This is a genomic window from Mycobacterium europaeum (assembly GCF_034555895.2).
Taxonomy (GTDB): domain Bacteria; phylum Actinomycetota; class Actinomycetes; order Mycobacteriales; family Mycobacteriaceae; genus Mycobacterium; species Mycobacterium europaeum.
On the sequence record NZ_CP157316.1, the window covers coordinates 214,484 to 227,740 of the forward strand.

The window sequence follows — 13,257 nt, forward strand, 5'->3', positions numbered from 1 at the left end:
AGGAATCTAGCTATGGGAAGACACGACGGACGGGTGGCGTTCATCACCGGCGCGGCGCGAGGGCAGGGCCGCGCCCATGCCGTTCGGCTCGCCGCCGAAGGCGCCGACATCGTGGCCGTGGACATCTGCCGCGACATCGACTCGATGGACTACCCCAACGCCACGCCCGACGATCTCGATGAAACCATCAAGCTCGTTGAGAACCAAGGTCGGCGGATCATTGCCCACCAAGCCGACGTCCGCGACGCCGATGCCTTAAAACAGGCCGTCAACGAAGGCGTCCGCGAGTTCGGCCGTCTCGACATCGTCCTGGCCAACGCCGGCATCATCAGACTCGGCGGCGAGGGAGACCGCAGCCAGATCTTCCGCGACATCGTCGACGTGAACCTCATCGGAGTCTGGAACACCGTCGAGGCCGCTATCCCCGCCCTCATCGACGGCGGCCGCGGCGGATCCATCGTGCTGACGAGTTCCAGTGCGGGATTGAAGGGCACCGGTACCGACCGGGCAGGCGGACAGGCTTACACCGCCGCCAAGCGGGGACTGGTCGGGCTCATGCAGGTGTGGGCGAATGAGTTGGCGCAGTATTGGATTCGGGTCAATACCATCCACCCCACCGGCGTGGCGACCGGCATGGTGATGAACGAAACCATGGGCAAGCTGCTCGAGGCCAACGACACGGCAGTGGCCGCCATGCAGAATGCGCTGCCGATTCAGATCCTGATGCCCGAGGACATCGCCGGCGCAGTGGCGTGGCTGGTCTCCGACGAGGCGAAATTCATCACCGGGGTGGCGTGGCCGCTAGATGCCGGATTCGCGGTGCGCTGAGCGGACGGCTCAGGGCTGGTCGGGTCGCAGGACGATGAACAGTCCCTCTGCTTCGGCGCACAGAGTGTCACCGTGAGTGATCGTCGCCCGCAGAATCCGCTTACGTCCTTGCTCGCTGACGAACCAGGCGCGCACCGCGAGCTCCTCGCCGATCGGTGTGATCGATCGGTAGTCGGTGTGCAAGTAGGCGGTTCGCGCAGGCGCCCGGTCGCCGCTACTGGCCAGCCGGCCGAGCACCTCATCGAATAGCAGCGAGATGGCCCCGCCGTGCACCGCGCCACCACCGCCGAGGAAATAGCGGCCGAATGTGACCACCCCGTGCACGCTCTGGTGGTCGCCGCCGAGCGGAATGAAGTTGGGGGACATGGTTTGTCCGCGGCCGGGCAGATCAAGCCGGCGGGCGAAGATCTGCCTGCGCTCAGGTACTGCAAACTGGGCCACCCGGTTGGCCCACCCGTTCAAGTCCTGTGTGAGGTCCACTGTGGTCGCCACGTCCGGAGCGGCCGCTGCCACATGGTCGAGGAAATTGCGCAGCGCGGCGATCATGTCGCCGTACTCAGCACCGCCACCCGGGCTGCTTACGGTCGGCTCCTGCCAGGTCCGCATGGGCGGGAAACCACCCTGTGTCTGCCGTTCATGGATCACTTCGCACACCCCTCAGTCACGCGGCAAGACTAATGCATTGACATTAATCTTGGTCGCTGCGATGCTGGCGTGGCGTGCGTCACAACACGTCGAACGAGACCTGCCAGCACACCCTAGGAGCGAACATGCCGGAAGTCGGTACGGCGTCGGGCGGTCCACTGGCTGGTCTCGTGGTGGTCGACCTATCGACAACGCTGCCCGGAGCGCAGGCGACGCAGTTCCTCGCCGACTGCGGTGCCGAGGTGATCATGGTCGAGCCGCTCGACGGTAGTCCGCTGCGCGAGCTCGCGGGCTGGCCCGCCCTGCTGCGTGGCAAGCTCAGCGTGACATTGGACCTGCATGACGAGGCTGATCTGGAGCGTCTGCGTGCTTTGCTGCGCCGCGCCGACGTCATGGTTAACACCATGCGGCCGACCACGGCCGAGCGCATCGGACTTACCCCCGACGCATTGTCGGAGGCCTACCCGCGACTTGTCGTGGCGACGATCACGGGCTGGGGATCGACCGGGCCGTTTCGCGACTACAAGGGCTGGGAGGCCCTGGTGATGGCGAAGACGGGTGTCATGCACGAAAAGCGCGGACTGACCACGAGGCCGGGACCGGCCTACACCACCTTCGCCTATGCCTCTTGGGGCGCCGCCCACGCCGCTGTTCAGGGCGTGCTTGCCGCGCTCCTTGAGCGGGAGAGCAGTGGGCGCGGCCAAACCGTCGAGACCAATCTGGTGACCGGCATGGGTTCGATGGATCCGTACAACTGGTTTTACGAGATGGTGCTGGAACGGTATCCGGGCGCCTTCGAACCGATGGACGCCGCCTACGACGACCAGGGCCGGCCCCAGGCCTACCTAATCTACGCACTCCTGGTCTGTCCGACGAAGGACGGTCGCTGGCTACAGTTCGCTCAGGTGTCGCCCAAGTTGATCGGCGCTTGGCTGACTGAACTGGACCTGCTGGGGGACCTCGCGGACCCGAAGTGGCAGGGTTTTCCGATGCTGCCGACCCCCGAACTTCGCACCGAGTGGTGGGACATGATGATCGAGCGGGTGGGGGCCCGCACGCTCGCCGAATGGCAGCGGGCCATGACAGAAAACCTTGACCTGAGCGGCGAACTGTTCCGAACTCCCGAGGAATCACTGGATCACCCGCAAACCGCTCACGAAGGCCGCGCCGCGACCGTGATCGATCCCGATCTCGGGCCGGTACGGCAGCCGTCGACCCTCATTCACGCTGACGGCAAGCCGTTGACCCCGCTTCGGCCGGCTCCGCGAGTCGGCGAGCACAACGACTCGGTCACCTTCGAGCAGCTCGGCCAAGTGCGCAGGGCCGCACTACCCGCACGGCACGCGGACCACGACGCACCGCCGCTGACGGGCGTGACGGTGCTGGAGTTCGGCAGCATGTTCGCGGGACCGTACGGCGCGACCCTGCTGGCCGACCTGGGCGCTCGCGTCATCAAGGTCGAGCCGCTGGAAGGCGACAACATCCGCAATCTGGTCGCGTTCCCCGAGGCGGGCGGCGCAAAAGTGTTGCAGGGCAAGGAAAGCGTCGCGATTGACTTCACCAAGCCCGAAGGCCTTGAGCTGGTGTACGAACTGGCCAAGCGGTCCGACATCGTGCTGCAGTGCTTCCGTGGCAAGGCCGCCGAGCGGGCGAAGATCGACGAGGCGTCGCTGCGGGCGGTCAACCCGGACTTGGCGTTCGTGACGACCTCAGGTTACGGGGTCGACGGACCCTTCGCGCACCGCGCCGCCTACGCGCCGTCGGTCGGTGCGGCATCCGGGCTGGCGCTGGTCGACAGCCACGACACGGGCGAGCCGGCCACCGACTTGGATGACCTGCACCGCCGAGCGGTCAAACTGCACGCGGGCGGGGCCGTGCCCGCAGTGCAATCTGACGGCATCGCCGCGCACGGTGTCGGTTCTGCGCTGCTGGTCGCGCTGTATGCCAAGCGGATGGGACGACCGATGTCCAACGTGGTCACCACGATGCTCGCCACCGCGCAGCAGGCGATGATCGCCTACAGCGCAAGCTATGCGTCCCGTCCCGCCGAGGCAGCCGCCGACGAACAATTCTTCGGCATGAATGCCTTGTACCGGATGTACCGCGCGGCAGACGGTTACGTCTTTCTCGCCGCACCGTTGCCGCGCGAATGGCCGGCGCTGACGAAGGCGATGTCGCCCTACGTCGACTTGCACGCCGACGAGCGTTTTACCGATGCCGAATCTCGCGCGGCGCACGACGACGAGCTGATCTCCGTACTGACAACCGTGTTCGCCAACAAGACCAAGTTGGAGTGGGAGCACGAACTGTCCGCCCAGGACGTCGGCTGCGTCGAGGTGGTGGAGGCCAATTCCGAGTTGGTGCTGCAGAGCGATCCGTACTACGAGGCAGGCTATGCCGTGGACGCCCACAGCCCGATTTTCGAGGAGCACCGGCGGCTCGCACCGCTGTGCCGGTTCTCGCGCTCGCGGACACGGGCCGACGCGGGATGCACCATCGGGCAACACACCGAGGCGGTGCTGCGCGAAATCGGACTGGACGAGGCGGCGATCGCCGACCTGAGAGCCAGAGAGATCGTCGGCGGCGGCTGAGCGTTCAGTTATCGTCGCGCTCAGCGATCAGCGCGCGGGTCTCGTAGGACACCGGCGCCGTCAGCATTCCGACCCAGGTGTCCACGTAATTGTGCAGCTGCGCTTCGCTGAGTCCATGCCCCACGCGGGCGGAGGCGGCCAGCACGTTGATCAGACTGATGTACAGCTGAAACGTACGGCCGCGCCGGATCCGCTCAGGCAGGTCCTGCAGCGCGGCGTCTACCAGTTTCTCCAGCTTCTCCTGTGTCCATTCGTCGTCGACGTGGTCCGGCCAGTAGTCGCTGCGGGCCCGCGGATCCTCCATGAGCCGGGCCAGGAACGGCGCGAACATCTCGCCCGCGGCGATGCTGTTGGCCAGTGGGCGCACCATCAGCCACACCACGGCGCGCGGGTCCGCCTCTTTTCCTTCCTCGCGCATGCTCGCGAGCATCTTCTGGCGATCGATCCCGAGGGACGCCTGGCGGTAGGAGATTAGGGCGCGGATCAGACCCTCGCGAGAGCCGAAGTGATAGCGAATCACCGACGTGTTGGACTGCCCGGCCGCTAGTTGGATCTCCCTTAACGTCACCGCCTCGATGCCGCGCGTGGCGAACAGCCGCTCGGCGACCTCCATCAACATCACCCGGGTCGACTCACCCGACGCGTTGCGCCTCCGCGCGCCCGCGGCCGACTCAGTTCGCAGCTCCGCCATGGGCCTCCTCCAGTCCGCCTAAGTCTTACTGGCGTCGCACCTTGGACCAAATAATAATGGCTATGTATTAGAAATACTGGACTTGCGCGAGAGCAGCTGGCATCATCCGAAGGAGCGACGGATCCGTGGAGGGCCAATGAGCATGATCTGGACGAATTCGGGTGACTCCCACTTCCTGGAGCCCGACGACCTGTGGCAGTCCCGGTTGCCCAAGGCGCTCGCCGAGCTGACGCCGCACGCGGAGAAGGATCCCGACGGCGAGTACGAGACGGTCTCGGTCGACGGACAGATCTTCCGGCGCAAGCTGCCGTCCTCGGCGATGGAGGCCTTCATCGAGGAGAGCATGAAGCCGCAGGGCATCCGCGACGCGAAGGCGCGGTTGGCGGACTTGGACAAGGAGGGTGTCTGGGGTGAGGTGATCTTCCCGTCATTGGGCATGTGGGGATCGACTTTCCGCACCCCCGAACTGCTCAAGGCGTGCATGCGCGCCAGCAACGAATGGGCACTCGAGGAGATCTGCGCGGTGTCACCGCGCTATGTGGTGACCGCCCAGGTGTCGACACTGATCGTGGAGGACGCAATCGAGGAATTGCATTGGGCCGCAGGCAAAGGCTTCAAGGCCGTGTTCTTGCCGACCACTCCTCATCCGAGCGCTCCGGACTGGCACCGCAAGGAGTGGGAACCGTTCTGGGCGGCAGCCGAGGAAGCCGGCATGGTGATCGCGTTCCACATCGGCACCGATCCGGTCGACATGACGGTCGGTGGCGCGAGCGGCGGGGCGGGCATGGTGTACCGCGGGCCGGGCGGGGCCGTGATGAATTACGCCGAGACCACGTTCTCCGGTCAGCGGGCGGCGATGAAGATGGTCGCCTCCGGTGCCTTAGACCGCCACCCCGACCTCCGGGTGCTGATCTCCGAAGGTGGCGCCACCTGGGTGCCGTTCCTTGGCGACCGGATGGTCGAGGGCTATCGCCAGCACCATATGGCGGTGCGGCCCAAGCTGAATCGTAGTCCGAAGGAGATTCTCTACAGCCAGGTTTATGCGTCATTCCAGCACGACGAGACCGCCGTCGCCGCTTACGAGCACATGGGCTACAAGAACGTGATGTTCGGCAGCGACTACCCGCACATGGAAGGCACCTTCGGGCACACCCAGGACACCCTGAAGGGACTGTTCGACGGGGTCAGCGACGAGACCCGGCTGCGCATCACCCAGGGCACGTTCTATGAACTGTTCCCCGACGTGCCGCCCATCCCGGCCGAAAAGTTCTGAGCGCGTGGCTACTTCGTCTGGACTGCGCGACGTTGCGATTGTGGGTGTCGGTGCCACGCCCTATTACAAGCGCGGCGGGTCATTACCGAAGTCGATCACCGAGTTGGCCGGCGAGGCCATCCTGGCGGCGTGTGATGACGCCGGCCTTCCCGTCACCGACGTCGACGGGTTCGCCTACTACTCAGGCGCCAGCGCGGGCTACACGGAGAAGATGGACACCGCCGACTTCATGGAAACGCTTGGCATTCCGGAAGTCCGGTTCACCGCCGCACTGACCTCCGGCGGCGGCGGCTCCGCGGGCGCGATCGGCCTGGCGCGGGCGGCCATCGTCGCCGGGGACGCCTCGGTGGTGGTGACGGTGATGGCGCTGCAACAGTCCAAACAACGCCTGGGCTCGGTGTTTTCGGCCATGGACCCCGATCCGATCAACTCGTTCCTCCAACCATCCGGCCTGTTCGGGCCCGGTCAGTTGATGTCGGTGCTGGCGCGCAGGCACATGCACCTCTACGGCACGCGCCGCGAGGCGTTCGCCGAGATCGCACTCTCCACGCGGGCGAATGCGTTCAATCGCCCAAAGGCCATGCATCGCCAACCGCTGACGTTGGACGACTACTTCAATGCGCGGATGATCGCAGAACCTTTGTGTCTCTACGACTTCTGTCAAGAGACCGACGGCGCCGTCGCAGTCATCACCACCAGCATGGACAGGGCCAGGGATCTGCGGCAACCGCCGGTGCCGGTGGTTGCCGCCGCCCACGGCGGCGTCCGCGACTGGGGCAGGGCGTTCGCCTGGATGGGCATGCCCGACGAATACTTCGCCTCCTCGGGCAATGCGCCCATCGCCAAGCGGCTCTACGAGCAGGCCGCTATCAGCGCCGCCGACATCGACGTCGCCCTGCTCTATGACCACTTCAGCCCGATGGTGCTCATGCAGCTCGAGGACTACGGATTCTGCGGCAAGGGGGAGGGCGGCGCGTTCGTCGAAAGCGGAGCGATTCGCTACGACGGTGGCTCGATTCCGGTCAACACCCACGGCGGTCAGCTCTCCGAGGCCTACATCATCGGGATGACCCACATCATGGAAGGAGTCGAGCAGATGCGCGGCACCGCCATCAACCAGGTCCGCGACGCCGAACTCGCTCTGGTCACCGGCGGGCCGGCAAGCCTGCCCGTGAGCGGGCTGATTCTGGGACGCGCCGCATGAGCACCGCCGCGGTCACCCTGGCCACCACCATTCCGGGCGAACACGTGCGGATCGCGGTCAACAAGGACACCGAGCCGTTCTGGATCGCCGCGAAGGAGCGGCGGTTGGTGGCCCCGCAGTGCGGCGACTGTCAGACCTTCCGGCTGCCCCCGACACCGTTTTGCCCCAATTGCCAATCAAACGCGGTGAACTGGGTCGAACTCAGCGGCCAGGCGGTCGTCTACAGCTTCGCCGTCGTGCACGGCTTCCCGGGCATGCCCGATCTGTTGTTGGTGCCCGCGGTCCTCGACCTGCCCGACGCGCCCGGTGCGCGACTGGTCTCGAACATCGTCGACGTCGCACCCGCCGACATCACGATAGGAATGTCTGTGCACGTTGATTTTTCACCGATTACCGATGGCTGGATGCTCCCCGTCTTCCGAGCCGCGGCCTCCCCCAACGCCAAGGAGTAACGCCATGTCCGATGACAGCGCTCTCCACGAAAAGCCCCTGGAGTTCCTCACCAGCATTGCCAACACCGGAGGATCGTGTGACGGCCAGGCAATCCTGCCTGTCAATGGTCACTTCCGTTGTACGTGCTCGTGCGGCGACTGGGACGTCGACGTCGACGATCCGCAGGAAGGCCTGCGGCAAGCCCGCATTCACACGGGCAGTGCGGCCGAATAATCGTTGAGGAGCTGGATGTGCATTCGGGCAGAATCTCGCGTTACCGGTGCCCTATGGCCGGAGCGGATCGGAAACAGAACCTTCACATGCGGCCGCCCGGCGACAATGCCGTTGCCATCACCAATTAGCCCGACACTGGACTGCCCGGACCCTGAAGGCTCTGCTTAAAGATTGTGGCGAGCCCACCGCATACTTCCCGAGACTCGCAGCAGGGCGCATCTATTCGATGTTTGCGGTATGCGCCAAGAGCATCGTCTTCGAGTCGTTACCGCGGCGATTGCTACACCGCCGAGGCGATTCGCGTCGCCTCGGCGAGTTCTCGGATCAGGCGGCCGATGTCCTGCTCGAGCTGTCGCCAATCCGGTTCTTCGGGCACAAGGTAGTCCGAGGTATAGACGACCGGGATGCCGATGAGCATTCGGGTAAGGGCGTCTTCGGGGAGGCCTCGGAAGTAGCCCTGTTGCTGGGCCTGCTGAATGGCTTGATGGAACAACCCGGTCGCCGACGCGGCGATCGCACTCACTCGGGTTTTCGTATTCGGGTCGGCGATTACGGTCATGAAGGACGCGGACCGGAAACCGGCGATCTCTGCGAAGAGTTCAAAGGGCGCGATGCACATAGCGATGATCCGATCGATCGGATCTTCAATGTCCTGGGCCGCCAGCCAGGCCTGCTGAACTCGCCTGTACTGAGTCCCGGTGGCCGCCGCCAAGAGCGCCGACTGGCTTGGAAAGTGCTTGTACACAACGCCATAGGAGATGCCCGCACGGCGCGCAATCTCCCGCATCGGAGCCGCCGTCCCGTACTCAGTCATCACGTCCAGCGCCACGTCGAGAATGCGTTGGGTCACGGCTGGATCGCGCTCAATCTTTGGTCTGGCCACAGCCTGCACCCTACGTCGACGCGAGCGTGAGCTGCCTAGGCGCCGAAGAATCTCGTCGGGAGAATGCGCCCAAAACCTTGCGTCGACCTCCCCATAACGCTAGCGTCAAGCATTGCGTGATCAGTGATCATGAAACCTTGAGATGGTTGCTCAGCCGAGCCGTCATCCCTACCACGCCATGCCGGCCCACGCCATGACCGATCCATGGATTAGACACCGACGTCTGAGGAGATCGCACACACATGACCAACGTAGAAGCCTCGCCAGCCATCACTCTCGACCAAGAGATCGGCCGCCGTGAAGAGCTGGCCGACCGGTACACCGGTATCCACTTCCTCGAGGACATGGGGGCTGGGATCTTCGGAAAAGCCAAGGGCGAGAATGTTCTGCTCATCGCTCTGCATTACCGCGTCGGTGGATCTGTCTGGGGAGTCGGCGACACGATCATCAACAACACCACGTTCCACGCCGCACCGTATGACCGGCAGAAAATCGAGGACAACGACTTCATCAGCCATCGCATCGACCCGATCCACCGCGTCGATGACTACACGATCACGAAGGAAACCGACCGGGTGGTCTGGCAGGCAGGTGACCGGGCAATCATCGCCCGGCCTCCCTTCTGGGACATCACGGGTGAACACCTCGGCGTCGATGTCGATGTCACCATGGAGCGAACGAGCGAACCCGACTGGTACATCGGCACGTGGGAAGACCTTCCCACCGAGGGACGCGGCGGCCGCGACTTCTGGGCCAAAACCAGCGGCACCATCACCGCCAGGGGCAAAAAATATGAACTCGAGGAGCACTCGTATTCGATCAACGAGCATCTCGTCTTCGGGGAGAACTGGGTCGTCGAGGCCCGCTCCTTCCCGGTCCAATACTTCTACCACCTGTATCGCAGTGACGAACTGCAGATCTTCCTCTACGCACGTCCTGATTCCGGCGTCGTCTACAGCCGAGTGGTGTTCACCGACGGCAAAGAAATCTTCTACGACTGGGACCAGGTCACCGTCGAAGAGGAAGAGTATTGGTTCGACCCGCAGACCCACATCCGGCCTCCGGTCAAATTCCGGGTGAAGCTCGACTCGCCCGAAGGCCGGGTCGAGCTGGCGCTGACCGCCTACAGCCGATCCATCTACTCGTTCCAACTCTCTGAAGGCACACGGACGCACTACAACTACTTCGTGCATAGTCAGGGCCAGTTCACCTCACCCGACGGCAAGACCATCCCCATCAAAGACAGCGAAAACGACACCTGTTTTGCCGAATGGGGACTGACCAGCCCCCTCGGCAGCGGCGCACCACTACTAACACCGTAAGGCCCCACACGTAGTCATCTTGGCGAGCCCCGATACCGTCAGCATGGCGCGCCGGTGATCGACGAGAATCGGGCGTCCAGAGGGGATGCCCCCGACCCAGCCAGCGGTATTGCGCTCGCCGTTTAACATAGTTAACCTAGTGTGCTGAGTCGCCGGGCGAGCATCGGCCACGATTTCGATCGATTATGACAGTCGACTGCCGTAGTATGCGACCCGCGGGTGCTTGGACTTCGCGCTCGTTCGCTGCCGCTACGGAAGGACGTCATGAGCGAGAATCGGCCTACGGCAACATGTCCCGTGAAGAATATTGAGATGAACACTCCGGAGTCGCCGGCGCTAGCGCACTTCCATCTGCTGGATGAGTGTCAGGACGAGGCCCGGCCGGTCTTCCGCAACACCGAGGCCGGCATTGGTTACTGGGTGTTCACCGACAACTCGGTGATCCTGGACGGACTCCAGCACCCGGAGCTCTGGTCCAGCAGCGTCATCGTGCCGACGGAACCGGAGCCGCCGTACAAGTGGATCCCGATCATGATCGACCCGCCCGACCATGCCAAGTGGCGCCATGTGCTGGCCGAGTACTTCTCACCGGGTCGCGTCAAGGGCCTGCGCGACGCGCAGCAGAAGTTGGCCGCGGAACTGATCGACCAGGTCGCGGGCGAGGGTGGGTGCGACTTCGTTGCGCGGATCTCGCGGGTGTTCCCGTCGACGGTCTTCCTGACGATCATGGGCATGCCCGTGGAGGATCTCGAGAAGTTCCTGGCCTGGGAGGACATGATCCTGCATCAGAGCGGGGTGGGCGAGGAAGTCAACGCGGCCCGGCTCGAGGGCATGACGCATGTGATGGGTTACTTCTCGGGCCTGATTCAACAGCGACGCGAGAACCGTGACCCGGATGCCGACGACATCGTCAGCAAGGCCATCGACTGGACCATCGACGACGAACCGATCAACGACCTGGAGCTGCTCAACTGCCTGCTGTTGTTGTTCATGGCCGGGCTCGACACGGTCTCCAACCAGCTGTCGTACGCAATGCTGCATCTGGCCACCCATCCGGCCGACCGCGCCCGGATCGTCGCCGAACCGCAGCTCATTCCGAGGGCCGTGGAGGAACTGCTCCGGGTTTATCCGATCGTGCAGACCGCGCGAAAGGCGACCCGGGACATGGACTTCCATGGGTGCCCGGTCAAGGCGGGCGACATGGCGTCGTTCTCGTTGGCGTTCGCAGGCCGGGACGAATCGGCCTACCCCAATGCCCGCACGGTCGACTTCGACCGCGGCGTCACACGTCACCTGTCCTTCGGCGGCGGCCCGCACCGGTGCCTGGGTTCGCATCTCGCCCGACAGGAGCTGGCGGTGGTGCTGGAGGAGTGGCACAAGCGCATTCCGGAGTACGAAGTCTCGGGGCAGCCTATCGAGCACGGCGGTCAGGTGTTCGGCGTGGATTCGCTGAACCTGACGTGGGGCTGAGGCCGTCGACCCATAGGAAAGCACAATGCCCAACACCGTCGGATTCCTCGGCGCCGGACAACTCGGCGAGCCGATGGTCGAGCGATTGCTCGGCGCCGGCCACGATGTCTCGGTGTACGCCCGCCGCGAGGAGATTCGCCGGCGTTTGGAGGCGAAAGGTGCGGTGGCGGCCGCTTCGGTGGCCGACCTCGCGCGCGGGAGCGACGTCCTCATCTCGTGCCTCTTCTCCGACGCCCAGCTGCGCGAAACCGGGCTCGGTCCAGAGGGTTTCATCGCCAATGCGAAGCCGGGTGCGGTGTTCGTCTCTCACACGACCGGCACACTGTCCACCCTCGAGGCGTTGCGGGACAGTTCTGCCGCGGCGCCGATCGTCCTCGACGCGCCGGTCAGTGGCACCGTCGAGAACATCGATGCGGGCACGCTGACCGTGTTGATCGGCGGGCCGAGTGATGCCGTCGCATCGGTGACGCCGATCCTGGCCGCATATGCCGACCCGGTGGTGGCGACCGGCGCACTGGGCAGCGCGTTGGCGCTCAAGTTGATCAACAATCTTCTATTCGCAGCCAATGCTCAACTTCTCTGTGCAGCAACGCATCTGGGCGTTCGGCTAGGTGTCGACCCGAGTGTGTTGCTGTCCACCCTGCAGGTGTGCAGCGCCGGGAGCCATGTGGCCGCCCACGCCCATCGCATCGGCGGGATGGATCGTTTCGAAGAACTGGCGGGGCCGTTCCTGCGGAAGGACATCTCGGCGTGCCGTGAGGCGGCGGCCGAGGCGGGTGTGGAGCTGGGACTGTTGGGCACCGCAGTGCGCGAGGGGCCGCTGGCCCTGGACGTCGACTCGGCGACCGCAGGGTCAGACCGATGACGGGCCGGCTCGCGGGGAAGGTGGCCTTCATTACCGGCGCCGCAAGGGGACAGGGCCGTGCACACGCGGTGCGGATGGCCGAAGAAGGGGCCGACATCATCGCCGTCGACCTGGCGGGCCCATTACCTGACTCAGTGCGCTACCCGTCGGCCACCGCCGATGACTTCGCCGAGACGGTGGAGATGGTGAAAGCGACAGGTGGCCGAATCATGGCTACCGCCGCGGACATCCGCGATCTGGATGCGCTGCGGACGGCCGTCGACGAGGGCGTCGAGGCCTACGGCCGGCTGGACGTCATCGTGGCCAACGCCGGAATATGTGTCCCGGCGCCGTGGAACGAGATCACGCCCGAGTCGTTTCGCGACATCATCGACGTCAACGTGACTGGCACGTGGAACACGGTGATGGCGGGCGCGCAGCGGATCATCGACGGGGGTCGGGGCGGGTCGATCATCCTGATCAGCTCCTACGCCGGTGTCAAGGTGCAGCCCTACATGGTGCACTACACCGCTAGCAAGCATGCCGTCACAGGGATGGCCCGGGCCTTCGCCGCGGAGCTGGGCAAGCACGACATCAGGGTCAACAGCGTGCATCCCGGTCCGGTCAACACTCCGATGGGCGGTGGCGACATGATTGCCGCGCTGTTCGCCGCGATCGAGACCAACCCCACGCTGAACAACATGGGGACCCCGTTCCTGCCGCAATGGGCCTGCGAGCCGGAAGACGTTGCCGCCGCGGTGTGTTGGCTGGCCTCCGACGAGTCGCGCTATGTGACCGCCACCCGTTTGTCGGTCGACCAGGGCATGGCGCAGTTCTAGC

General features: G+C 64.7%; 13 protein-coding genes. 10 read left to right on the plus strand and 3 right to left on the minus strand.

Features of this window, described 5'->3' with window-relative positions:
* Positions 1 to 12: 12 nt before the first annotated feature.
* Positions 13 to 828, plus strand: a complete 816-nt coding sequence (locus U8D42_RS28075; protein ID WP_009953837.1) for a mycofactocin-coupled SDR family oxidoreductase — start codon at positions 13 to 15, stop codon at positions 826 to 828.
* A gap of 9 nt (positions 829 to 837) precedes the next feature.
* Here U8D42_RS28075 and U8D42_RS28080 read toward each other — a convergent pair whose 3' ends face one another.
* Positions 838 to 1,434, minus strand: a complete 597-nt coding sequence (locus U8D42_RS28080) for a PaaI family thioesterase (RefSeq protein WP_014379534.1) — start codon at positions 1,432 to 1,434, stop codon at positions 838 to 840.
* 164 nt (positions 1,435 to 1,598) lie between these two features.
* Between U8D42_RS28080 and U8D42_RS28085 the strand changes: the two genes are divergently transcribed.
* Positions 1,599 to 4,064 carry a CaiB/BaiF CoA transferase family protein gene (locus U8D42_RS28085; RefSeq protein WP_014382035.1) on the plus strand — a complete coding sequence of 822 codons (2,466 nt, stop codon included), beginning with the start codon at positions 1,599 to 1,601 and terminating at the stop codon, positions 4,062 to 4,064.
* 4 nt (positions 4,065 to 4,068) lie between these two features.
* On the opposite strand, the gene U8D42_RS28090 is transcribed toward U8D42_RS28085, so the two are convergent.
* Complete coding sequence (locus U8D42_RS28090) at positions 4,069 to 4,755, minus strand: TetR/AcrR family transcriptional regulator (protein WP_009953840.1); 687 nt, start codon at positions 4,753 to 4,755, stop codon at positions 4,069 to 4,071.
* 136 nt (positions 4,756 to 4,891) lie between these two features.
* On the opposite strand from U8D42_RS28090, the gene U8D42_RS28095 reads away from it, so the two are divergent.
* Genes U8D42_RS28095 through U8D42_RS28110 form a run of 4 tightly spaced genes read left to right on the plus strand, consistent with a single transcriptional unit; the run spans position 4,892 to position 7,898 of the window.
* Entirely contained in the window at positions 4,892 to 6,028 is a 1,137-nt protein-coding gene (locus U8D42_RS28095; RefSeq protein WP_009953842.1) for an amidohydrolase family protein, read from the plus strand.
* A 40-nt stretch (positions 6,029 to 6,068) separates the two neighbouring features.
* The gene (locus U8D42_RS28100; protein ID WP_011724936.1) at positions 6,069 to 7,232 is read left to right on the plus strand and encodes a thiolase C-terminal domain-containing protein; all 1,164 of its coding nucleotides are present in this window, start codon (positions 6,069 to 6,071) and stop codon (positions 7,230 to 7,232) included.
* Positions 7,229 to 7,684 (plus strand): Zn-ribbon domain-containing OB-fold protein, encoded by a 456-nt coding sequence (locus U8D42_RS28105; RefSeq protein WP_009953845.1) that lies wholly within the window; start codon positions 7,229 to 7,231, stop codon positions 7,682 to 7,684. Before U8D42_RS28100 ends, U8D42_RS28105 begins: the two co-directional genes overlap by 4 nt.
* Positions 7,685 to 7,688: 4 nt before the next feature.
* Entirely contained in the window at positions 7,689 to 7,898 is a 210-nt protein-coding gene (locus tag U8D42_RS28110) for a hypothetical protein (RefSeq protein ID WP_009953846.1), read from the plus strand.
* Positions 7,899 to 8,178: 280 nt separating this feature from the next.
* Here the strand turns inward: U8D42_RS28110 and U8D42_RS28115 are convergent, their stop codons facing one another.
* A complete protein-coding gene (locus U8D42_RS28115) occupies positions 8,179 to 8,781 on the minus strand; it encodes a TetR/AcrR family transcriptional regulator (protein WP_020188803.1) in 603 nt (200 codons plus the stop codon).
* Between the two features lie 242 nt (positions 8,782 to 9,023).
* Between U8D42_RS28115 and U8D42_RS28120 the strand changes: the two genes are divergently transcribed.
* The 4 genes from U8D42_RS28120 (at position 9,024) to U8D42_RS28135 (ending at position 13,256) form a co-directional block, all read left to right on the plus strand.
* Positions 9,024 to 10,103: a hypothetical protein gene (locus U8D42_RS28120; protein WP_009953849.1), complete on the plus strand. Its 1,080-nt coding sequence runs from the start codon at positions 9,024 to 9,026 to the stop codon at positions 10,101 to 10,103.
* Between the two features lie 312 nt (positions 10,104 to 10,415).
* The gene (locus U8D42_RS28125; protein ID WP_009953850.1) at positions 10,416 to 11,573 is read left to right on the plus strand and encodes a cytochrome P450; all 1,158 of its coding nucleotides are present in this window, start codon (positions 10,416 to 10,418) and stop codon (positions 11,571 to 11,573) included.
* A 25-nt stretch (positions 11,574 to 11,598) separates the two neighbouring features.
* Entirely contained in the window at positions 11,599 to 12,438 is an 840-nt protein-coding gene (locus tag U8D42_RS28130) for an NAD(P)-dependent oxidoreductase (RefSeq protein WP_009953851.1), read from the plus strand.
* Positions 12,435 to 13,256: a mycofactocin-coupled SDR family oxidoreductase gene (locus U8D42_RS28135; protein WP_014379538.1), complete on the plus strand. Its 822-nt coding sequence runs from the start codon at positions 12,435 to 12,437 to the stop codon at positions 13,254 to 13,256. The genes U8D42_RS28130 and U8D42_RS28135 overlap by 4 nt, the downstream gene beginning before the upstream one ends.
* Position 13,257: the final 1 nt, after the last annotated feature.

Excerpts from the sequence above, each read along its gene's own strand:
- U8D42_RS28075 (WP_009953837.1), top strand. The coding sequence starts at position 13 with ATGGGAAGACACGACGGACGGGTGGCGTTCATCACCGGCGCGGCGCGA.
- U8D42_RS28080 (WP_014379534.1), bottom strand. The coding sequence starts at position 1,434 with ATGCGGACCTGGCAGGAGCCGACCGTAAGCAGCCCGGGTGGCGGTGCT.
- U8D42_RS28085 (WP_014382035.1), top strand. The coding sequence starts at position 1,599 with ATGCCGGAAGTCGGTACGGCGTCGGGCGGTCCACTGGCTGGTCTCGTG.
- U8D42_RS28090 (WP_009953840.1), bottom strand. The coding sequence starts at position 4,755 with ATGGCGGAGCTGCGAACTGAGTCGGCCGCGGGCGCGCGGAGGCGCAAC.
- U8D42_RS28095 (WP_009953842.1), top strand. The coding sequence starts at position 4,892 with ATGAGCATGATCTGGACGAATTCGGGTGACTCCCACTTCCTGGAGCCC.
- U8D42_RS28105 (WP_009953845.1), top strand. The coding sequence starts at position 7,229 with ATGAGCACCGCCGCGGTCACCCTGGCCACCACCATTCCGGGCGAACAC.
- U8D42_RS28110 (WP_009953846.1), top strand. The coding sequence starts at position 7,689 with ATGTCCGATGACAGCGCTCTCCACGAAAAGCCCCTGGAGTTCCTCACC.
- U8D42_RS28120 (WP_009953849.1), top strand. The coding sequence starts at position 9,024 with ATGACCAACGTAGAAGCCTCGCCAGCCATCACTCTCGACCAAGAGATC.
- U8D42_RS28125 (WP_009953850.1), top strand. The coding sequence starts at position 10,416 with ATGAACACTCCGGAGTCGCCGGCGCTAGCGCACTTCCATCTGCTGGAT.
- U8D42_RS28130 (WP_009953851.1), top strand. The coding sequence starts at position 11,599 with ATGCCCAACACCGTCGGATTCCTCGGCGCCGGACAACTCGGCGAGCCG.
- U8D42_RS28135 (WP_014379538.1), top strand. The coding sequence starts at position 12,435 with ATGACGGGCCGGCTCGCGGGGAAGGTGGCCTTCATTACCGGCGCCGCA.